Annotated in this window: 14 protein-coding genes; 3 read left to right on the top strand and 11 right to left on the bottom strand. The window is 71.7% G+C overall.

What is annotated here, in order from left to right; genetic code table 11:
* Nucleotides 1–31: 31 nt before the first annotated feature.
* On the top strand, nucleotides 32–1,615 hold the full coding sequence (locus BUE30_RS10270) for a lysine--tRNA ligase (protein ID WP_073329633.1): 1,584 nt from the start codon (nucleotides 32–34) through the stop codon (nucleotides 1,613–1,615).
* Nucleotides 1,616–1,684: 69 nt separating this feature from the next.
* Here BUE30_RS10270 and BUE30_RS10265 read toward each other — a convergent pair whose 3' ends face one another.
* The 4 genes from BUE30_RS10265 to BUE30_RS10250 all read right to left on the bottom strand — a co-directional run bounded on the left by BUE30_RS10265 (nucleotide 1,685) and on the right by BUE30_RS10250 (nucleotide 6,649).
* Entirely contained in the window at nucleotides 1,685–2,866 is a 1,182-nt protein-coding gene (locus BUE30_RS10265) for an MFS transporter (protein ID WP_073329631.1), read from the bottom strand.
* A gap of 248 nt (nucleotides 2,867–3,114) precedes the next feature.
* Nucleotides 3,115–4,581, bottom strand: coding sequence for a ribosome biogenesis GTPase Der (der, locus tag BUE30_RS10260; RefSeq protein ID WP_073329629.1), 1,467 nt, complete (start codon nucleotides 4,579–4,581; stop codon nucleotides 3,115–3,117).
* A gap of 47 nt (nucleotides 4,582–4,628) precedes the next feature.
* A complete protein-coding gene (locus BUE30_RS10255) occupies nucleotides 4,629–5,927 on the bottom strand; it encodes a PQQ-like beta-propeller repeat protein (RefSeq protein ID WP_073329627.1) in 1,299 nt (432 codons plus the stop codon).
* Between the two features lie 35 nt (nucleotides 5,928–5,962).
* The gene (locus tag BUE30_RS10250; RefSeq protein ID WP_073329625.1) at nucleotides 5,963–6,649 is read right to left on the bottom strand and encodes a hypothetical protein; all 687 of its coding nucleotides are present in this window, start codon (nucleotides 6,647–6,649) and stop codon (nucleotides 5,963–5,965) included.
* Nucleotides 6,650–6,913: 264 nt separating this feature from the next.
* Here BUE30_RS10250 and BUE30_RS10245 point away from each other — a divergent pair, with 264 nt between their 5' ends.
* Nucleotides 6,914–8,284 (top strand): efflux RND transporter periplasmic adaptor subunit, encoded by a 1,371-nt coding sequence (locus BUE30_RS10245; protein ID WP_073329623.1) that lies wholly within the window; start codon nucleotides 6,914–6,916, stop codon nucleotides 8,282–8,284.
* Nucleotides 8,281–11,952 (top strand): efflux RND transporter permease subunit, encoded by a 3,672-nt coding sequence (locus tag BUE30_RS10240; RefSeq protein ID WP_073329621.1) that lies wholly within the window; start codon nucleotides 8,281–8,283, stop codon nucleotides 11,950–11,952. The genes BUE30_RS10245 and BUE30_RS10240 overlap by 4 nt, the downstream gene beginning before the upstream one ends.
* A 73-nt stretch (nucleotides 11,953–12,025) precedes the next feature.
* Here BUE30_RS10240 and BUE30_RS10235 read toward each other — a convergent pair whose 3' ends face one another.
* The 7 genes from BUE30_RS10235 to BUE30_RS10205 form a co-directional block, all read right to left on the bottom strand.
* A complete protein-coding gene (locus tag BUE30_RS10235) occupies nucleotides 12,026–13,219 on the bottom strand; it encodes a multidrug effflux MFS transporter (RefSeq protein ID WP_073329619.1) in 1,194 nt (397 codons plus the stop codon).
* 156 nt (nucleotides 13,220–13,375) lie between these two features.
* Nucleotides 13,376–13,705 (bottom strand): hypothetical protein, encoded by a 330-nt coding sequence (locus tag BUE30_RS10230; protein ID WP_073329617.1) that lies wholly within the window; start codon nucleotides 13,703–13,705, stop codon nucleotides 13,376–13,378.
* Nucleotides 13,702–15,540 carry an ABCB family ABC transporter ATP-binding protein/permease gene (locus tag BUE30_RS10225; protein ID WP_073330315.1) on the bottom strand — a complete coding sequence of 613 codons (1,839 nt, stop codon included), beginning with the start codon at nucleotides 15,538–15,540 and terminating at the stop codon, nucleotides 13,702–13,704. The genes BUE30_RS10230 and BUE30_RS10225 overlap by 4 nt, the downstream gene beginning before the upstream one ends.
* Before the next feature lie 111 nt (nucleotides 15,541–15,651).
* Entirely contained in the window at nucleotides 15,652–18,024 is a 2,373-nt protein-coding gene (locus BUE30_RS17515; RefSeq protein ID WP_073329615.1) for a LysM peptidoglycan-binding domain-containing protein, read from the bottom strand.
* Nucleotides 18,025–18,187: 163 nt separating this feature from the next.
* On the bottom strand, nucleotides 18,188–18,643 hold the full coding sequence (locus BUE30_RS10215; protein ID WP_073329613.1) for a host attachment family protein: 456 nt from the start codon (nucleotides 18,641–18,643) through the stop codon (nucleotides 18,188–18,190).
* A gap of 4 nt (nucleotides 18,644–18,647) precedes the next feature.
* Entirely contained in the window at nucleotides 18,648–18,878 is a 231-nt protein-coding gene (locus BUE30_RS10210) for a hypothetical protein (RefSeq protein WP_073329611.1), read from the bottom strand.
* Nucleotides 18,879–19,034: 156 nt separating this feature from the next.
* Nucleotides 19,035–19,637 (bottom strand): superoxide dismutase, encoded by a 603-nt coding sequence (locus BUE30_RS10205; protein ID WP_073329609.1) that lies wholly within the window; start codon nucleotides 19,635–19,637, stop codon nucleotides 19,035–19,037.
* Nucleotides 19,638–19,668: the final 31 nt, after the last annotated feature.

The raw sequence follows: 19,668 nt of genomic DNA, 5'->3' as shown, positions 1-19,668 counted from the left end.
GCGACTTCCGACAGGAGAGGACCCGGGACAGATGGCGGACCTGCGAGACGTGGCGATGGAGAGCAAGGCCTGGCCCTTCGAGGAGGCCCGCGCCCTGCTGAAACGCTACGACAAGGCGCCGCCCGAGAAGGGCCACGTCCTGTTCGAGACGGGCTACGGCCCGTCCGGCCTGCCGCATATGGGGACCTTCGGCGAGGTGCTGCGGACCACGATGATCCGCCGCGCCTTCGAGGCGATCAGCGACATTCCTACCCGCCTGATCTGCTTCAGCGACGATCTCGACGGGATGCGCAAGGTGCCCGAGAACCTGCCCCGCCAGGACATGCTGGCGCAGCACCTGCAGGAGCCGCTGAGCGCGGTGCCGGACCCCTTCGGCACACATGACAGCTTCGGCGCGCACAACAACGCGATGCTGCGCCGCTTCCTCGACGGGTTCGGCTTCGAATACGAGTTCATCTCCGCGACGGAGTTCTACCGCTCCGGCCGGTTCGACGAGACGCTGCTGCGTGCGGCCGAGCGCTACGACGACATCATGGCGATCATGCTGAAGTCCCTGCGCGAGGAACGGCGCGAGACCTATTCCTGCTTCCTGCCGATCCATCCCGAGACGGGCCGCGTCCTCTACGTTCCGATGAAGCATGTCGACGCGCGCGAGGGCACCGTGACCTTCGACGACGAGGCGGGCCGGGAATGGACCCTGCCGGTGACGGGCGGCAACGTGAAGCTGCAGTGGAAGCCCGATTTCGGCGCCCGCTGGGCCGCGCTCGACGTCGATTTCGAGATGTACGGCAAGGATCACGCGACCAATACGCCGATCTACGACGGCATCTGCAGGGTGCTGGGCGGACGGGCGCCGAACCACTTCACCTACGAGCTGTTCCTGGACGAGTTCGGGCAGAAGATCGCCAAGTCCAAGGGCAACGGCCTGACGATGGACGAATGGCTGGCCTATGCGGGCACGGATTCGCTCAGCTACTTCATGTTCGCCAAGCCGAAGACGGCGAAGCGGCTGCATTTCGACGTGATCCCCAAGGCGGTGGACGAATACCACCAGCAGCTGCGTGCCTTCGCCGATCAGGACCCGAAGGCCCGCCTGGCGAACCCCGTCTGGCACATCCACCGCGGCAACGCGCCCGCCTCCGACATGGTGGTGCCCTTCTCGATGCTGCTGAACCTCGCCGCCGTGTCGGGGGCCGAGGACAAGGACACGCTCTGGGGCTTCGTCCGCCGCTACGCGCCGGACGCCTCGCCCGAGAGCCACCCCGGCCTCGACGCCGCCGCCGAAGGCGCGGTGCGCTACTACAACGACCGGGTGAAGCCGCATAAGACCTACCGCGCCCCGGACGAGCAGGAGCGCGCGGCGATGGAGGACCTCAAGTCCCGGCTGGAAGCGTGGGAGGGCGAGGCCGATCCCGAGGCGCTGCAATCCGAGGTCTTCGCCGTGGGCAAGGCGCACGGGTTCGAGCCGCTGCGCGCCTGGTTCAAGGCGCTCTACGAGGTGCTGCTGGGCGCCTCGGAGGGGCCGCGCTTCGGCGGGTTCATCGCGCTCTACGGCGTGGCGAACAGCGTGCAGCTGATCGAGGACGGGCTGGCGGGGAAGCTGGGCAGGGGCTGAGCGGGGCACGGGCGGCACCGCTGGCTCCGCTCCCGTGGCCCGTTCCGACGTCTTCCCGCGGGGACCCGCCTACGGTTCCGGGATCTCGGCGGGTCGTTCCGACACCCATTCGCCCCGGATGAGGGCGGCGGCCACGAGCGGCAGCGCGGCAGCGGCGTAGAACATCGCGCCGGGCCCGATCGCCGCCGAGATCGCCCCGGCCAGGGCGGGGCCGATCACGCTGCCTGCCGCCATGCACAGGACGGTGAGGGTGAATCCGAGAGAGGCGAAGGACGGGAACAGGCGTTCCGACCAGAAGGCCAGGACGGCGCTCATCATCATCACGTTGACCCCCTGCAATCCCGCGGAGAGGAGCAGCCCGCCCCAGCTGCCCGCCAGCTGGGCGGCGAGAGCGAGCGACGCCCCTGCGGAGCACAGGAGCGCCCGCAGCAAAGGCGTCAGGCCGATCGCGTCCCGGACCCGGCCCGTGACAAGGCCGGCGAGGCCGCAGAGCCCGTAGACGATGAAGACGAATGCGGCCGTCGAACCCGCCGGCATGCCGGGAAGGCCCTGCCGGGCGAAGTGATCGGCGGAGAAGGAGATGTAAACGGCCGAAGTGACGCCGAAGACGAAGGCGACCGCGAACAGCGGGGCTGCCGCGCGCGCCAGCAGATGCCGCCAGTTGCGACCCGACCCCCCCTCAGCCGCCTTGTCAATCCGACGCAGCGCCAGCCAGTTCCCGACGAACGCGGCCGCGCCGGCGCCCGCGAAGATCGCCCAGCAGACGCGCCAGCCGAATCCGGCGAGCGCCGCCGCCAGGGCCACGGCGCCCGCCCCAGCGATTCCCATGGTGGTTCCGGTGCTGATCTCAGACAGGGCGCCCGGGCGGTCCGCGTCACGGACCTTGCGATGCACCGCGTCGTTGAAGGGCGTCCAGCCGAGACCCGCGCTCGACCCCGCGATGAACACGCCGGCCGCGAGGACCGGAACGCCGGGGGCGACGGCGACGATGCCGAGGCCGGCGGTCGCGGCGATCAGCCCGGTCAGGACCGGGGCCGCCGGGCCCCTCCGGTCCAGCAGGAACTGCGCCATCAGAAGCCCGACGAAATAGCCGGCGAATCCGATGCTCGAGACGATCCCGACGAGGGGGGCCGACATCGAGAAGGCGGACCTGAACTCGGGCACGAACAGGCCGAATCCCATCCGGGCCGGCCCGAAGCCGACGGCGGTCGCCATAAAGCCGGCGGCGGACAGGCTTCGAAGATAGGTCATGCATCACGCGCTCGGTCGAGGGCCAATGCGATGGCGGTTTGCGCGGTTCCGGCCGCGCGGAGCGGCGGGGTCGGGCAAGGGGCGGCCCCGACCCGGACGGCGAAAGCCGGAACATGCCCTCGCGCGGGCCGAGCCGACGTCGATCCCGCGGTAGATCCGTCGCCGACGGCTCCTCCCCCCCGCGCGAGGGGGGGGGGGACAGCTCGCGCCGTCTGCCTCCCTCGGGCCGGTTCGCGGCGAGTGAAGCCCTACCGGTCCGGCCGCTTCTTCGGCCCCAGATGCTTGCGCAGCTTGGATGGGGGGGCCTTGCGGGCCTTGTCCTTGTAGGGGTTCTTGTCGCCCTGGTCGCGCAGCCAGAGCCGGATCGGCGTGCCCGGCATGTCGAAATCCGCGCGCAGGCCGTTCACGAGGTAGCGCGAGTAGCTCTCGGGCACGCTCTCGGGATGCGAGGTCATGACGACGAAGCCGGGGGGCCGCGCCTTGACCTGCGTCATGTAGCGCATGCGGATGCGCCGCCCGCCGGGGGCCGGCGGCGGGTGCTGCTCCAGCATGCCGGCGAGCCAGCGGTTGAGCTGGCCGGTCGTCACGCGCCGGTTCCAGACCTCGTGCGCCTTGAGGATCGCGGCGTGCAACCGGTCGAGCCCGCGCCCGGTCTTGCCGCTGACGGTGACCAGCGGGGCACCGCGCAGCTGCGGCAGCAGCCGCTCGAAGCTTTCCTTCAGTTCGCGCAGCTTGTCCTGCTTCTCGTCCTCGAGATCCCACTTGTTGACCGCGACCACGACCGCCCGCCCCTCGCGCTCGGCGAGGTCGGCGATCCGCAGGTCCTGCGTTTCGAACGGGATGTTCACGTCCAGAAGCACGACGACCACTTCCGCGAACTTCACCGCGCGCAGCCCATCGGAGACGCTCAGCTTCTCGAGCTTGTCGTCGATCCGCGCCTTCTTGCGCATCCCGGCTGTGTCCCAGATGCGGATCGGGGTCCCCTCCCACTCCGTGCGCACGGAAATGGCGTCTCGGGTGATCCCGGCTTCGGGGCCGGTCAGCAGGCGCTCGTCCTTCAGGATCTTGTTGATGAGGGTCGACTTGCCCGCGTTCGGCCGGCCGACCACGGCGATCTGCAGCGGGCGCTCGACCGTGGGGACACGGGGGCCGTCATCCTCGCCCTCCTCGTCCACGTCCACGTCCGTCACGGGGGCGTCCGCCTCGGCCCGGGCATCCACTTCCTCGATCAGCGGTGCGAGAACCTGCGCCAGATCCGTCATTCCCTCGCCATGCTCGGCCGAAAGGCGGATCGGCTCGCCGAGGCCGAGGGCATAGGCCTCGAGCAGTCCGCTCTCGCCCGCGCGGCCCTCGGCCTTGTTCGCGGCGAGGATCACGTGGGCGTTCTTGCGCCGCAGGATGTCTGCGAAGACCTCGTCGGCGGGCAGCACCCCGGCGCGGGCGTCGATCAGGAAGAGGCAGGCATCGGCCATCTCGACCGCGCGTTCGGTCAGGCGGCGCATCCGGCCCTGAAGGCTGTCGTCCGTCGCCTCCTCCAGCCCCGCGCTGTCGATCACGGTGAAGCGCATGTGGCCGAGCTTCGCCTCGCCCTCGCGCAGGTCGCGGGTCACCCCGGGCTGGTCGTCGACCAGCGCCAGCTTGCGCCCGACGAGGCGGTTGAAGAGCGTGGACTTGCCGACATTCGGCCGCCCGACGATGGCGAGGGTGAAGGACATGGCGCCCCCCTATGACTGCGGAGCCACGCCCCTACACCGCCCGCGCCTCAGCGGAAAGCCAGAAGCTGCCCGTCCTCGCTGACGACGTAGAGCGTGCCGCCCGCGACGACGGGGGCCGAGGCGGCGCCCCCCGGCAGCGGTACCTGCCCGGTCAGCGCGCCCGAGACGGGATCGAAGCTGCGCAGCACTCCGTCCGAGGAGGCGACGATCAGCCGGCCCGAGGCCAGGACGGGACCGTAATGCACCCAGCGGGTCTGGTAGCGGCGGGGATTGTCCTCTTCGAAGAGGGGAAGGTCGACCTGCCAGACCGAGGTGCCGGTCGCCGCATCCGCGCGCGTCAGCTGGCCGATATCGTTGACGAAGAACACCGATCCGCCCGCCGGCACGACGGGCGAGGTCGCGCCCTGCGTCGCGGTCCAGAGCCGCTCTCCGGTGTCGAGGTCGAGGGCGACCACCCGGCCCGAGGCGTTGCCGACATAGACGCGGCTGCCGTCGATCACCGGGTCGGCGCCGATATCGGTCGCGGCGATCCCCTGGGCGAAGCCCGGCCGCGATCCGGCGATCACCGCCGACCAGCGCCGCAGCCCGCCCTCGGCGAAGGTCCCGATCACCTCGCCCGAGGCGAAGGGGAACACCGCCCAGTCGCCTGTCACGGCCGCACCGGCCCCGCCCGAAAAGTTCGCGCCCGCCGTCACGCTCTCGACCGTCCAGTCGATGCGTCCCGTGCGTGCGTCCAGCGCCCAGCCCCGCCCGTCGCGCGACATCGCGTAGACCCGGCCCCCCGCATAGGTCGGCGCGGCGCTGCCCGGCGCGTCGAGATCCTGCACCCAGGCGACGGTCCCCGTCGCGGCGTCGAGTGCGCTGACACGGCCGAACCCGTCCGACACGAAGAGGCGCCCGTCCCCGAAGGCGAGGCCGCCGCCGCTGCCCTGCCCGCTGCGGGCATAGGGCGGCGTGATGTCGGTCTGCCAGGCGATCCCGCCCGAGGCGGCAGAGACGGCCGAGACCAGCGACGAGGCGTCGAGCGTGAAGACCAGCCCGCCCGCGACCACCGGCTCGGCGGTGATCCGCGCGCGGCGCGTGTCGCCCTGCCCGATCGGCGTCGCGAAGGCGGGCGTGAGCCCGCTCAGCGCGACATGCCCCGCGGCGTGGTCGGACGCGCCGCCCCGCATCGGCCAGGTGGGGTTCTGCCGGGCAGCGGGCAGCGAGATCGGCCGCGCGACATTGGCCGCCTGCGCCTCGTCCCGGATCGCGATCCGGGTGCCGGGCAGGGCCGGCTCCTGCGCGGCGCCGCAGCCCACCAGAAGGGCAAGGGCCAGCAGGGCGGCCGGTCTCGTGTTCCGCATGGGTGCCTTCCCCTTCGCCGTCGCCCGGCCCCGTCTCACTCGCCGGCGTCCGGCATGCCGGCGGCATCCCCGGCATCCGCTTCGGTCTCCAGCGCCACAATCAGACCTTGCGCCCGCTCGCGCAAGCTCTGCGTCGCCAGCGCGTCGTCCGCGATGCCCCGCAGGCGGGTCAGCGCCGCCTCGGTCTCGCCCTCGGCGATCTCGATCAGGGCCAGCTGCTCGCCCGCGAGCAGCGCGAAGGGCGCGCCGGGGCCGGCCAGGTCCTGCAACAGGGCGCGCCGCTCCATCGAGCTCCGGGAGCCGCCCTCGATCATCGCGGATTTCAGCGCGGCGAGGTCGCGGTAGAGGCGCGGCACGCCGGCATCGGCGACGATCCCGTCCAGCGTCTCGATGGCGGCGTCGGCCTCGCCGGCGACCTGCTGCTCGGCCGCGACCAGCATCCGCGCGAGGACACCGGCCTCTCCCGTCGCGGGCACGGCCTCCAGCGCGGCGATCCGCGCCTCGGCATCGGGTTCGGACACCGCGGCCAGCACGGCATCGCCCAGCGCCTCGGCCTCGGCCCGGTCGCGCGCGGCGCTCCATTGCTGCCAGGCGGTGCCGCCGACCAGCGCAACGACGATCACGGCCGGGATCCAGCCCCATCTCTTCATCAGGGCGAACAGACGGTCGCGGCGGACCTCCTCGCTCACCTCGTCGATGAAGCTGTCGTTCTGGTTCGCCATGTTCCGCCGTCCTGCCCGGTGCCGTCTGCGCGCCGTCGCGCCGGGGGCCTCCTTATCGCGGGCGGGGGAACGTGCCAAGACCGCCGCCCGATCGGGCACCGGCGCCCCGGGGGCTGCGCCCTCCATCCGCAAATTGACGCAGGGGCGGGTGAATCGCGAAAGCGCGCTAGTCGGGTCACGTTTCCGCCGCTAGATAGCGCCAGACGACGGCCGGAACGCGGTCCCCGCCCCGGCCCGCCCCCACCGGAACCCGAGCGACCCGACATGCGCCTGCTGCCGATCCTCACCGCGATCCTCGTCTCGGCGCTGCTCTACTTTCTCGTGATCGACCGCGAAACCTTGTGGTCCTTCGTCGGACGCGCGCCCGCAGCCGCCGCCGAGCTGCCGGAGGACGAGATCGCGCCCCCCGCCGAGCGCACGGCCGAGACCGGGCGGGAGGCGGTGCGCGTCGTCGCCATGTCCTCGACCGCACAGCCGATCGACAGCGCGGTGATCCTGCGCGGCCGGACCGAGGCCGCGCGCATGGTCGAGGTCCGGGCCGAGACGAGCGGTCAGGTCGTGTCCGAGCCGCTGCGCAGGGGCGCGATCGTCGAGGCGGGCGACACGCTGTGCGAGCTCGACCCCGGCACCCGCGCCGCCTCGCTGCAGGAGGCGCGCGCCCGCCTCGTGGAGGCCGAGGCCCGCCTCCCCGAGGCCGAGAGCCAGATCCCCGCCGCCGAGGCCGCCCTGGCCGAGGCGCGGGCCCGCCGCAGCGAGGGCGACGCCCGCGTCGCCGAGGCGCGCGCCCGCCTGTCCGAGGCCGAGATCAACCTGAACGCCCAGCGCCGGCTGGCCGAGGGCGGCTACACCTCCGACACGCAGGTCGCCGGTGCCGAGGCGGCGTTCGAGAGCGCCCGCGCCGGCGTCACCGCGGCCGAGGCCTCGATCGACGGGATCGAGAGCGGCATCGCCTCGGCCGAGGCCGGGATCGAGGGGGCGACCGCCGCGGTCGAGGGGGTGCGCGCCCAGATCGAGAGCGCCCGCGCCGCCGTCGCGAGCGCCGAGCAGGAGATCGGCAAGCTGACCATCACCGCCCCGTTCGGCGGCCTGCTCGAGACCGACACGGCCGAACTCGGCGCCCTGCTGCAGCCCGGCACGGCCTGCGCCACGGTGATCCGGCTCGACGAGGTGAAGCTGGTGGGCTTCGTCTCCGAGATGGACGTCAGCCGGATCGATGTCGGCTCTCCGCTCCGGGCGACGCTCGCCTCCGGCCGCACGGTCGAGGGGCGGGTCACCTTCCTGTCGCGCTCCTCGGACGAGACGACCCGCACCTTCCGGCTCGAGGCGACGGTCCCGAACCCGGACCTTTCGATCCGCGACGGCGAGACGGCCGAGATGCTGGTCGCCGCCGAAGGGCGCGAGGCGCATCTGCTGCCGCAATCGGCACTGACCCTCGACGATGACGGCCGCCTCGGCATCCGCACCGTCGCGGAGGGCGATCTCGTCGGTTTCCAGGCGGTGGAGCTGCTGCGCGACACGCCGCAGGGCGTCTGGGTGGCGGGCCTGCCGGAAGAGGTCGACGTGATCGTGGTCGGCCAGGAATACGTGGTGCCCGGCGTCGCCGTCGATCCCACCTACAGGGAGGCCGGGGGATGACCGGCATCGTCGACTGGGCCGCCGCGCGGGCGCGGATGGTCCTCGCCTTCATCGCGCTCTCGCTGCTGGCGGGCGGCTACGCCTATGTCAGCCTACCGAAGGAGGGCGAGCCGGATATCGAGATCCCGGCCCTCTTCGTCTCGGTCCCCTTTCCCGGGATCTCGGCCGAGGACGCGGAATCCCTGCTCGTGCAGCCGATGGAGACCGAGCTCTCGGGTCTCGACGGGCTGAAGACCTACACCTCCACCGCGGCCGAGGGCTATGCCGGGATCGCGCTGGAATTCGAGTTCGGCTGGGACAAGACCCAGACCATGGCCGACGTGCGCGATGCGATGAACAGCGCCGAGGCGCAGTTCCCCGACGGCGCGGACGCCTGGTCGGTGAACGAGCTGAACTTCTCGGAATTCCCGATCCTCGTCGTGAACCTCACCGGCGACGTGCCCGAGCGCACGCTGATCCAGGTGGCCGAGCGGCTGCAGGACCGGATCGAGGGACTCGACGCCGTGCTCGAGGCGCAGCTGACCGGGCAGCGGGCCGAGATGCTGGAGGTCGAGATCGACCCCCTGCGGCTCGAGGCCTACGGGGTCACGGCCGGCGAGCTGATCGACGTCGTCACGCAGAACAACCTGCTGATCGCGGCGGGCGAGGTGACGAGCGCGCAGGGCACCTTCGCGGTCAAGGTGCCGGCCAGCTTCCAGACGCCCCAGGACGTCTACGCCCTGCCGGTCAAGACCGAGGGCGACCGCGTCGTCACCCTGGGCGATCTCTCCACCATCCGCCTGACCTTCGAGGACCGCGAGACGGTCGCCCGCTACAACGGCGTCAACACGGTGGCGCTGCAGGTGGTGAAGCGGCGGGGCTTCAACCTGATCGACACCGCCGCCCTCGTCCGAGAGACGGTGACGGAGGCCGTCGACGCCTGGCCCGAAGAGCTGCGCGAGGCGGTGCAGGTCGGCTTCTCGAACGACCAGTCGCGCAACGTCGCCTCGATGGTCAGCCAGCTGGAAGGGTCGGTCCTGACCGCGATCGCGCTGGTCATGATCGTCGTGCTGGGGGCGCTCGGGGTCCGCCCGGCACTGCTGGTCGGCTTCTCGATCCCGACCTCGTTCCTGCTCTGCTTCGCGCTGCTGGCGGTGATGGACATCACCATCTCGAACATCGTGATGTTCGGCCTGATCCTTGCCGTGGGAATGCTCGTCGACGGCGCCATCGTCGTCGTCGAATACGCCGACAAGCGCATCTCGGAGGGGTCGGGCCCGATGACCGCCTATACCGAGGCGGCGAAGCGGATGTTCTGGCCGGTCGTCAGCTCGACCGCCACGACGCTCTGCGCCTTCCTGCCGATGCTGTTCTGGCCGGGCGTCGCGGGGCAGTTCATGGGCATGCTGCCGGTCACGCTGATCTTCGTGCTCTCGGCCTCGCTGATCGTGGCGCTGGTCTACTTGCCGGTGATGGGCGGCGTCACGGGACGCTTCGCCCGGTATTTCGAGCGCGCCTCCGCCGGACTGAAGCGCGCCCTGCCCTGGTGGGTCCGCGCGCTCCTGGTGCTGCCCGCCATCGCCGTCGCCTGGTCCGGCGCGATGCTGACACTGAACCCGGCCTATTTCTCCGGGCCCGCGGTGCAGACCTCGGGCCTCGGCGAGTCGCTGCCCGGGATCGCGCTGTTCCTGCTCGGCGCCGCGCTGACGGCGATCACGGTCGGTGCCGCCCGGATCGAGCGCCGGGCGAAGGCGGTCCGGGCGGGCTACCGCCGCTCGCCCTTCGGCTGGGCGATCCACCTGATCGTCGCCAATCCGGTCATGCCGCTGGTCGCCATCGCCGGGGTCGGCTTCCTCGTCGTGGCCACCTTCGTGACCTTCGGCCAGAACAACAACGGGGTTGAATTCTTCACCGAGACCGAGGCCGAGCAGGCGATCATCTACGTCCAGGCCCGCGGCAACCTCTCGCTGCAGGAGAAGGACGCCCTCGTGGCCGAGGCCGAGGCCGTCGCGCTGAACCAGCCGGGGGTGCAGTCGGTCTTCGCCTTCGCAGGGTCCGGGGGCCTCAACGCCAATACGGCCGGCGCCACCTCTCCCGGCGATGCGATCGGCCAGCTGCAGATCGAGCTCGTCCCGTGGGAGGACCGCGCCGCGGTCGCGGCCGCGCGCGGGATCGATGTCGCCACGCTCGACGGGGACCGGATCCTGGCCGACATGCAGGCCCGGCTCGACCTCATCCCCGGCATCCGGACCGAGGCGCTGAACCTCGCCATGGGGCCGGGCGCGGCGAAGCCGATCAACCTGCGGCTCGAGGGCGAGAACTGGCAGGAGCTGCTCGACACCACCGCCCGCGTCCGGGCCCATTTCGACGCCCTGCCCGGCCTGACCCAGGTCGAGGATACCCGCCCCCTGCCCGGCATCGACTGGCAGGTCGATGTCGATGTCGAGGCGGCCGGCCGCTTCGGCGCGGACGTGGCCACGGTGGGCGGCATGATCCAGCTGGTCACGCGGGGCATCCTGCTCGACACGATGCGGGTCGACAGTTCGGACGAGGAGATCGAGATCCGCGTCCGCCTGCCCGAGGAGGACCGCGTCCTCTCGACCCTCGACAGCCTGCGGGTGCGCACGGCCGAGGGGCTGATCCCCTTGTCGAACTTCGTCACCCGCCAGCCGGTGCCGCGTCTCGCCGAGATCGAGCGGATCGACGGCGAACGCTACTTCCAGATCCAGTCCGGCGTGGTGCCGGACCTCGTCCGGATCGACGATACCGCCACGGGAGAGAGCCGCGTCCTTCCCGCCGCCGAGGCCGAGGCGGATGCGGACCTCCGGGCCGGCATCGCGGCGGGCACGCTGACCTCCACCCCGGTCACGGCGAACGAACGGATCGCCCTGATCGAGGACTGGCTCGACACCGACGCCGATCTGCCGGCCGGCATCAGCTACGAATGGGCCGGCGACTTCGCCGACCAGGCCGAGAGCCAGGCGTTCCTTCAGACCGCCTTCATCGGGGCCCTGGGGCTGATGTTCATCATCCTGCTGGCGCAGTTCAACTCGGTCTACAGTGCCGTGCTGGTGCTGCTCGCCGTGGTGCTGTCGACCACCGGCGTGCTGATCGGGATGCTGGTGATGGACCAGACCTTCTCGATCATCATGACCGGGACGGGGATCGTGGCTCTGGCCGGGATCGTGGTGAACAACAACATCGTGCTGATCGACACCTACCAGGAATACGAGCAGTACATGCCCCGGATCGAGGCGATCACCCGCACGGCCGAGGACCGGATCCGCCCCGTCCTGCTGACCACGATCACGACGATGGCGGGCCTGATGCCGATGATGTTCGGCCTGTCGCTCGACTTCTTCGCCGGGGGCTACACGATCGACAGCCCCACCGCGCTCTGGTGGAAGCAGCTGGCGACGGCCGTCGTCTTCGGCCTCGGCGTGGCGACGGTGCTCACGCTGGTCTTCACCCCCGCGATGCTGGCGCTGCGGGTCTGGGTCGCCACCTATGCACGCTGGATCGGACGGCTGCTGGCGCGGCTCAGCTTCGGCCGGGGCAGCCGGGCGGCGCAGGACTGGGCGCTGGCGCGCGAGGCGCGGCGCACCCGGCTGGGCGACCTCGTCTGGACCGAGGCCGAGCCCCCCGCCCCCTTCGAGGCGCCGCGTCGCCCGCTCGAAGCGGCGGAATAGCGCCCCCCGGACATGCGAAAGGGCCGCCGTCCCGGCAGGAACGGCGGCCCTTCGCGCATCCGGCATGTCCGGCCTACGGCGTCGCGGCGGCCGGGGGAGTCACCGCCCGGGGCAGCGTGAACAGTGCCAGCGCCAGGGCCAGCGTGCCGCAGACCGCGATGGCGGCGACCATCGGCAGGGGCGAGCCGTCGAAGAACGGGCCGGTCACCACGATCATCAGTCCGCCCGCGAGCATCTGCATCGTGCCGCCCAGCGACGAGGCGAGGCCCGCGATCTCGCCATGCGGATCGAGCGCCATGACCATGCTCGCCGGGATGACGAGGCCGAGGCAGAAGTTGGCGCAGAAGAGCATGAACATGATGGTCCAGAGCGTGCCCTGCCCCATCAGGGTCAGCACCAGCAGACCCACCGTGAACACGGCAAAGCCCCAGACCGCCCGGCTCATCACCGGCACCATGCCGAAGCGCCCGCCGAGCGGCCCCGCGATCTGGCTCGCGCCGAAGAAGCCGATCGCATTGACCGCGAAGGCGAGCGAGAACTGCGTCGGCGTCAGGCCGAAGCTCTCGGTATAGACGAAGCTGGCCGAGGCGATGAAGACGAAGAAGCTCGCCATGCCGAAGCCGCCGATCAGCGTCAGCCCCATGAAGACGGGGTCGGTGAACAGCACCTTCGCCCCCCGCCCCATCGAGCGCAGATCGATCCGGCGACGATGCGCGGGGGGCAGCGTCTCTTCCTGGAAAAGGGCGGCGACGGCGATGCAGACGACCGCGCCGAGCGCCAGCGCCCAGAACATCAGCCGCCAGTCGCCCAGCGCCAGCAGCCCCGCCCCGGTCAGCGGCGCCAGAAGCGGCGAGACCGAGATCACGAGCATCACCATCGCCATCAGCTTGGTCGCCTCGGCCCCGGTATGGCGGTCGCGGATGATCGCGCGCGGGATCACCATCACCGCCGCCCCGCCGAGACCCTGCACGAAGCGCGCGGCGGCCAGCCAGCCCACGGTCGGGGCCAGCGCGGCGAGGACCGACCCGATGCCGAAGATCGTCAGACCGAGATAGATCGGCGGCTTGCGCCCGAACCGGTCGGCGGCCGGGCCGTAGAAGAGCTGGCTGACGCCGAAGGCGAGGAAATAGGTCGTCAGCGTCAGCTGCACGGCGGCGACGTCGGTCTCCAGCGCCTCCTCGATGGCGGGGAGGGCGGGCAGGTAGAGGTCGATCGCGAAGGGGCCGACGGCCGACATCAGCCCGAGGACGAGGGCGGTTCTGAGCATGGGCGTGCCTTTCCGATTTTCTCCCGCGGATGGTCGATTGTCGGACAATCGCGGGGATCCGGGTCCGGCGCTACGCCTCGTCGTCCGCCTTGTCCAGCGCGGGACCGCACAGCCCCCCCGACGTTCGCGCACTGCCCGTTTCCCGGACGGCCGGGATCAGGTCCCGGCCTCCTTCTCGTGCGCCGGCAGCGCCGCCCACCAGGCCGCGTAGCCGGTATTCCACGGCGCCTTGCGCGTCTCGTCCGGCGCACCGTCCGTCCACCAGACGGGGCCGCGCTCGCCGAGCAGCCGCTTGGCGGCGTCGACGGCCGCCCGCGCCGCCTGCGTCTCCTCCGGGCTGTCCGCCTGCCCCACCGCGCGCCGCGCGGTCATGAGGTCGTTGACCGCCGCCTGCCGGTCCGCTTCCGGCAGGGCGGGATCGGTCCGGCGCCAGAGCCGGCCCTTCGCCACGAAATACCGGCCGTCCGGCGTGACGGGATAGCTCACTCTGCCGCGACCCGGCCGGGCTCCTCCTCGGATTGCTGGCGGTGCCAGAGTCGGGCATAGCGCCCCTCGCGCGCCAGCAGCGCCTCGTGCGGGCCGCGCTCGACGATCTCGCCCGCTTCCAGCACGACGATCTCGTCGGCATCGGCGATGGTCGACAGCCGGTGCGCGATCACGATCACGGTGCGCCCCCGCCCCATCGCCTTGAGCTCGGACTGGATCTCGCGTTCCGTCTCGGTGTCGAGCGCGCTCGTCGCCTCGTCGAGCAGCAGGATCGGCGGGTCCTTCAGCAGCGTGCGCGCGATGCCGACGCGCTGCTTCTCGCCGCCCGACAGCTTCAGCCCGCGCTCGCCGACCTGCGTGTCGTAGCCCTGCGGCAGCGCCGCGATGAAGTCGTGGATCCGGGCGGCCCGCGCCACCGCCTCGATCGCCTCCTGGCTCGCCCCCTCGCGCCCATAGGCGATGTTGTAGCCGATCGTGTCGTTGAACAGCACGGTATCCTGCGGCACGACGCCCAGCGCGGCATGCAGGCTGTCCTGGGTCACCTCGCGGATGTCCTGCCCGTCGATCCGGATCCCGCCGCCGGTCACGTCGTAGAACCGGAAGAGCAGCCGGCCCACGGTCGACTTGCCCGACCCGGTGGAGCCGACGATGGCCAGCGTCCGCCCGGGCGGCACGTCGAGGGAGATGCCGTGCAGGATCTCGCGGTCGGGCTCGTAGCCGAAGCGCACGTCCTCGAAGGTCACGCGCCCGCCCGTCACCCGCAGCGCCCCGGCGCCGGGCCGGTCCTCGACCTCCGGGCGCTGGTCCAGCAGGTCGAACATCTCGCCCATGTCGATGAGGGCCTGCCGGATCTCGCGGTAGATCGTGCCGAGGAAGCCGAGCGGCATGGTGATCTGGATCATGTAGGCGTTGACCATGACGAAATCGCCGACCGTCAGCGTGCCCGCCTGCACCCCGGCCGCCGCCATCGCCATCACCGCGACGAGGCCGGAGGTGATGAGGAAGGTCTGACCGAAATTGAGGAAGGCGAGCGAGTATTCGGTCGTGATGGCATAGCCCTGGTAGGACCGCATGGCGCGGTCGTAGCGGTCGGCCTCGCGCGCCTCGGCGCCGAAATACTTCACCGTCTCGAAGTTCAGGAGCGAATCGATCGCCTTCTGGTTGGCGTCCTGGTCCTCCTCGTTCATGCGCTTGCGGATCCTCACCCGCCATTCGGTCACCTTGAAGGTGAAGCCGACATAGGCCGCGACGGTCAGCGCCACCGCGATCAGGTACCAGCCGTCGAAGAACCAGGCGAAGATGCCGAGGACGAGCAGCAGTTCCAGCACCAGCGGCCCGATCGACAGGACGAGGAAGTTGAGCAGGAAGCTCACCCCCTTGACCCCGCGCTCGATCACGCGGGACAGGGCGCCGGTCTTGCGCGACAGGTGGTAGCGCAGACTCATCCGGTGGATATGGGCGAAGGTCTCGGCCGCGAGCCGCCGCAGCGCCTGCTGGCCCACGGGGGCGAAGACCGCGTTTCGCAGCTGCTGGAAGCCGACATTGGCGGCGCGCGCCACGCCGTAGGCCACGACGAGGCCGATGGCGCCGAAGGCGACCATGTAGCCGGGGCCCGCGAACTCGCCCGACAGGTGATCGACCGCGAACTTGTAGAGGATGGGCGTCGCCACCGCGATCAGCTTGGACCCGATCAGCAGCGCGAGGGCGGCGACGACCCGGACCTTCGTCCCCGTCTCGCCCTTCGGCCAGACATAGGGCAGCACCGCCCGCACGATCCGCCGCCCGTCGACGGGCTGGCCGGAAAGGTTGGCATCGGTCTTGGGCAGGCGTCGCATCGGCGCAAGGTAGGCCCCGCGCGCCGGCATTGCCAGAGGCGCCCGCCCCGCCGGAGGCGCCTGACGCCCGCCCGGGCGCGGGGGGGCGACGAGGTCGCTCTTCGGGCCGTCCTATTGCGCGGGTGGTTCGGGGATGCGGAAGACCTGTCCGGGATAGATCAGGTTGGGGTCGCGGATGCGGTCGCGGTTCGCCTCGAACACGGCCACGTAGAGGAACCCGTCGCCGTAACGCTCTTCCGCGATGCCCCAGAGCGTGTTGCCCGGCTGGATCGTCCGCACCGACACGCCGCGCTCGGCCACGTCGAGCGCCGCCGCGATCGTGTCGCGCCGCTCGCGCAGGAACGGGCTCTCTATCCGGCTGACGACCGCGCCGTCCGGGTCCACCTGGTCGACGCGCAGCGTGTAGACGCCGGGCGCCACGGCCGGGTCGAGCCGTGTGGCCCAGGTCCCGTCCGGGCCGATCGGGACGGCGCCGATCACCCGGTTGTCGAGGTAGAGCCGCACCTCGCCCGCCCCCCGCGCGCGTCCCTCGACGACCACCTCGCCCGAGGCGTCGTATGTGATCGTGTCGAGCGCGACGGTCCGCAGCACGTCGGCATCGGCCGAGGCCGAGAGGGCCGGCCGGATCAACCGCACGCCGGCGCCGTCGGTCATCAGGATCGGCGCCTGCCCCGGGCCGGCCTCGGCCTCGGGCGCCTCGGGGCGGCCGGGGACCTGGGCGACGGCCGGGGCGGGGGCCGGGTCGTCGCCCGTCGCCGGGGCGCCGGGCCCGGCGGGGGCGGCGGGCGCGCCGGGGGCAGCCGCGAGGTCGGGCGGCTCGGCCTGGCCGGGCGCGGCCCCCGCGATCCCGGCGCCGTCGGCGGGCGGGGCCTGCGGCGTCGCGGCGGGCAGGCCGGGCGCCTCCGGCGGATCCCCGGCCGCGGCGATCCCTTCCCCCGGCGCCGTGCCGGGCGCCGCGATGTCGGGGGTTGCACCGCTCGGGGCGGGGTCTGTCGCCCCGGTCTGGACCTGCGCCGCAGGCCCCGGGCCTGACCCGTACCGCGGCGTGGAGGGACCGACCGGCGCCTCCGCCACGATCGCCTCCGGTGCCGGACCTGCGGAGGCGAGTGTCTGCGGCGCCTCGGCGGCGCCGGTACGCGCCGGCGCACCCTCGGCAGGGGCGGGCGTTCCGGCCTGCTCGGTGCCCGGAGCGGCGCCCGGAGCGGCGCCCGGCGCGGTCCCGGCCGTCACGGACCCGGCGCCGGAGGCGGCATCCGGCCCGGCGGGTGGCGCGCCAGCAGCGTCGGCGGGGTCGGCCTGCGCAACCGGGCCTGGGGCGTCCACCGCCTCGGGGGCCGCGCCCTCCGCCTCGTCGGCAGCAGGAGTGTCGACCTCGGCCACCATGGGCGCCGCATCGCCGCCGTCATCCGGCCCCTCCTGCCCGGCAGACGGGTCGGCCGCGTCGGTCGTGATCTCCCCGACCGCGTCGGCCGTCACCTGCCCGGCCGCATCGGTCCCGGACGGAGCCTGCGCGACGGCGCCCGGTTGCGTTCCCTGACGGCCCGCCAACCCGGGCGCCTCGCCGGCCGGGACCGGCAGGTCCGCCCCCCCATCCGTCTGCGCTACCGCGGCCTCCGGGGCCGTCTGCCCGTCCGGTGACGGGGTTGCCGGCGCGCGGGCCTCCGCGCCGGGGGCGGGATCGGCGACGGCGGCGAGGACGTCGTCCGAGGGCCCTGTCGGCGTGCCCACGGCGGCCGGCGCGTCCGCGTTGGCCATGTCGGCCTCCTCGACCCCCGATGCGACCTCGTCCGGGGCCGGGGACGGGGCCGCGCCGAGATCCCCGGCCAGCGCCACGGGGGCGGGCGCGCCGGTCGAACCGATGAGCATGCTGCCCTCCGACGGGATCGCCGCACCGTCGGGATCGGCGAGCAATGTCAGCCGTCGGACCCCGTCCGAAGCGGGCAGGTCGAGGAAATCGGCGAAGCTTCCGGTCTCGTCCACCACGATCCGCGCATGTTCCATCCCGTCGAGCAGGACCGCGAGCGTCGATCCGGGCGCGGCCGTGCCGGTCAGAACGGCGAACCCGTCCGGTTCCACCCGGAGATCGCCGAAGGCCGGCGGCGTCGCAGCCGATGCCGGGGCGGTGGCGGAATCGGCGGCATCCGGTGCCGCCGATGCGGGTCCGGTCAGGGCGACCGCCGCCTCGGCCCCAGCCAGCGGCTCCGCCGTTCCGTCCGTGGCCCCTTCAGCCCCGTCCCCCGTTTCGGTTCCGGTTCCGGTTCCGGGGGCGAGAGCAGCGACAGGCGCGGGCTCCGCCGGCTCCTCGCCGGGGTCGGCGGGTCCGGACGCGACCGCGCCGGGGCCGTCGTCCACGCTCGCGCCCGTTCCGGTGGCGTCGGCAGACGCGGGCTCCGGGCGTTCGTCGGTCGGAGGCAGCAGGTTGAGACCCAGCAGCACGAGCGCGACCGCGCTCCCCGCACCGAGCGCGACCCGCGTAAGGCTCAAGGCTGCCACTGTCTCCGTACTCCTCGGACGTCCCGTCGGCCGGTCTTCCCCAAGCCCGGTGCGCCAGCCTAGCAAGGCTTTGCGGGGCGGTCAAAAGGTCGGAAACGCGAACGGCCCCCGGGGCTTCCCGGGGGCCGTCCGATACCCCTCGCCGGCCTGGCGATCAGGCGCCGGCAAGGTCCGACTTCAGGATCTTCTCGATCTCGGGGATCGGGTGGTTGGTGAGCGTCTTGGGGACCTCGGCCACCACCTTCGACTGCACTTCCTTGTGCAGGTGGTCGCGCAGCGTGCCGAGGACATTGGGCGCGGCGCAGATCACGATCCGGTCGAACTGCCCCTTGTGCGCCCGCTCGTAGAGCATCTCTGCTAGATGCGCGGCAAAGCGGTCCTTCGCGAGCTCGTGCCAGTCGGTGTCGTCATAGGCCGATTTTCCGGGATTGGCGCTTTGCCCGACGCGGCCGGGCCGGTTCGCGCTCTGCTCGCGGTCGGGCGGGTTCTCCTGACTTTCCTCGCGCACCACCTCGAGGTTCGGATCCTCGCCGTCGGTCAGGTTTCGCAAGAAGAGGGCTTTCTCGCCATCGGCGATCACGACCCAGTCGTCGTTGCGGATGCGGGTCATCGGATCAGCTCCGCGACTGGGTGGCGTTGGGGCCATCGACGCCCTCGCCCCGCTTGTCCGAGCCCTTGACCCGGGTCGCGCCGTCATTGCCCTCGGCGCTCTTCTCCTCGTCGCGACTCCCGACCTTGCGGGAAGTCTCGCCGCCATCCGCGCCCTGATGCGGGGGAGTGTCGACGTCGGACAGGTAGGCGTCGGTTTCCTTGACGCCGTCCTTGGATTTCACGCGGTCTGCCATGTCGTCCTCCAGTCGTTCTGTCTTCCTGCAGGATCAACGGATGGCGCCCGCGCGGGTTCCTCGAGCCGCGCCCTCCCCCGACGTGAAACGGCCCCGGACCGTCGGGGTCCGGGGCCGTCGATCGGTCAGGGATCCGGGGCATAGCCCGGTCGCCACTCACATGCGCGAGGCGACGTTCTCCCAGTTCACGAGGTTGTCGAGGAAGTTGGTCAGGTAGGCCGGCCGCTTGTTGCGGAAGTCGATGTAGTAGGAATGCTCCCACACGTCGCAGCCCAGCAGCGCGGTCTGGTCGAAGCAGAGCGGGTTCACCCCGTTCTCGGTCTTGGTGACCTTGAGGCCGCCATCGGTGTCCTTGACCAGCCAAGCCCAGCCCGAGCCGAACTGGCCGGCGCCCGCGACGGAGAATTCCTCCTTGAACTTGTCGACGCTGCCGAAGCTGTCCTTCAGCGCGTTCTCCAGCTCGGAGGGCATGGCGCCGCCGCCGTTCGGGCTCATCATCTCCCAGAACTGGTTGTGATTCCAGTACTGCGAGGCGTTGTTGAAGATGCCGTTCTGGGCCACCGCACCGGAATTGTAGGTGCCCTTGATGATCTCCTCGACGGACTTGTTCTCCCACTCGGTCCCGGCGATCGCCTTGTTGCCGTTGTCGACATAGGCCTTGTGGTGGATGTCGTGATGGTACTCGAGCGTCTCCTTGCTCATGCCCTTGGAGGCGAGCGCGTCGTGCGCGTAGGGAAGGTCGGGAAGTTCGAAAGCCATGATGTCCTCGCGGGTCTTGAGTGTTGAGGGT

Origin of the sequence: Wenxinia saemankumensis, assembly GCF_900141735.1 — a bacterium.
GTDB classification, from domain to species: domain Bacteria; phylum Pseudomonadota; class Alphaproteobacteria; order Rhodobacterales; family Rhodobacteraceae; genus Wenxinia; species Wenxinia saemankumensis.
Note: the sequence above shows the minus strand (reverse complement) of the source record. Positions and strands in the feature narration are given on the sequence as shown.

Excerpts from the sequence above, each read along its gene's own strand:
- BUE30_RS10270 (WP_073329633.1), top strand. The coding sequence starts at position 32 with ATGGCGGACCTGCGAGACGTGGCGATGGAGAGCAAGGCCTGGCCCTTC.
- BUE30_RS10265 (WP_073329631.1), bottom strand. The coding sequence starts at position 2,866 with ATGACCTATCTTCGAAGCCTGTCCGCCGCCGGCTTTATGGCGACCGCC.
- der (WP_073329629.1), bottom strand. The coding sequence starts at position 4,581 with ATGTCCTTCACCCTCGCCATCGTCGGGCGGCCGAATGTCGGCAAGTCC.
- BUE30_RS10255 (WP_073329627.1), bottom strand. The coding sequence starts at position 5,927 with ATGCGGAACACGAGACCGGCCGCCCTGCTGGCCCTTGCCCTTCTGGTG.
- BUE30_RS10250 (WP_073329625.1), bottom strand. The coding sequence starts at position 6,649 with ATGGCGAACCAGAACGACAGCTTCATCGACGAGGTGAGCGAGGAGGTC.
- BUE30_RS10245 (WP_073329623.1), top strand. The coding sequence starts at position 6,914 with ATGCGCCTGCTGCCGATCCTCACCGCGATCCTCGTCTCGGCGCTGCTC.
- BUE30_RS10240 (WP_073329621.1), top strand. The coding sequence starts at position 8,281 with ATGACCGGCATCGTCGACTGGGCCGCCGCGCGGGCGCGGATGGTCCTC.
- BUE30_RS10235 (WP_073329619.1), bottom strand. The coding sequence starts at position 13,219 with ATGCTCAGAACCGCCCTCGTCCTCGGGCTGATGTCGGCCGTCGGCCCC.
- BUE30_RS10225 (WP_073330315.1), bottom strand. The coding sequence starts at position 15,540 with ATGCGACGCCTGCCCAAGACCGATGCCAACCTTTCCGGCCAGCCCGTC.
- BUE30_RS10215 (WP_073329613.1), bottom strand. The coding sequence starts at position 18,643 with ATGACCCGCATCCGCAACGACGACTGGGTCGTGATCGCCGATGGCGAG.
- BUE30_RS10210 (WP_073329611.1), bottom strand. The coding sequence starts at position 18,878 with ATGGCAGACCGCGTGAAATCCAAGGACGGCGTCAAGGAAACCGACGCC.
- BUE30_RS10205 (WP_073329609.1), bottom strand. The coding sequence starts at position 19,637 with ATGGCTTTCGAACTTCCCGACCTTCCCTACGCGCACGACGCGCTCGCC.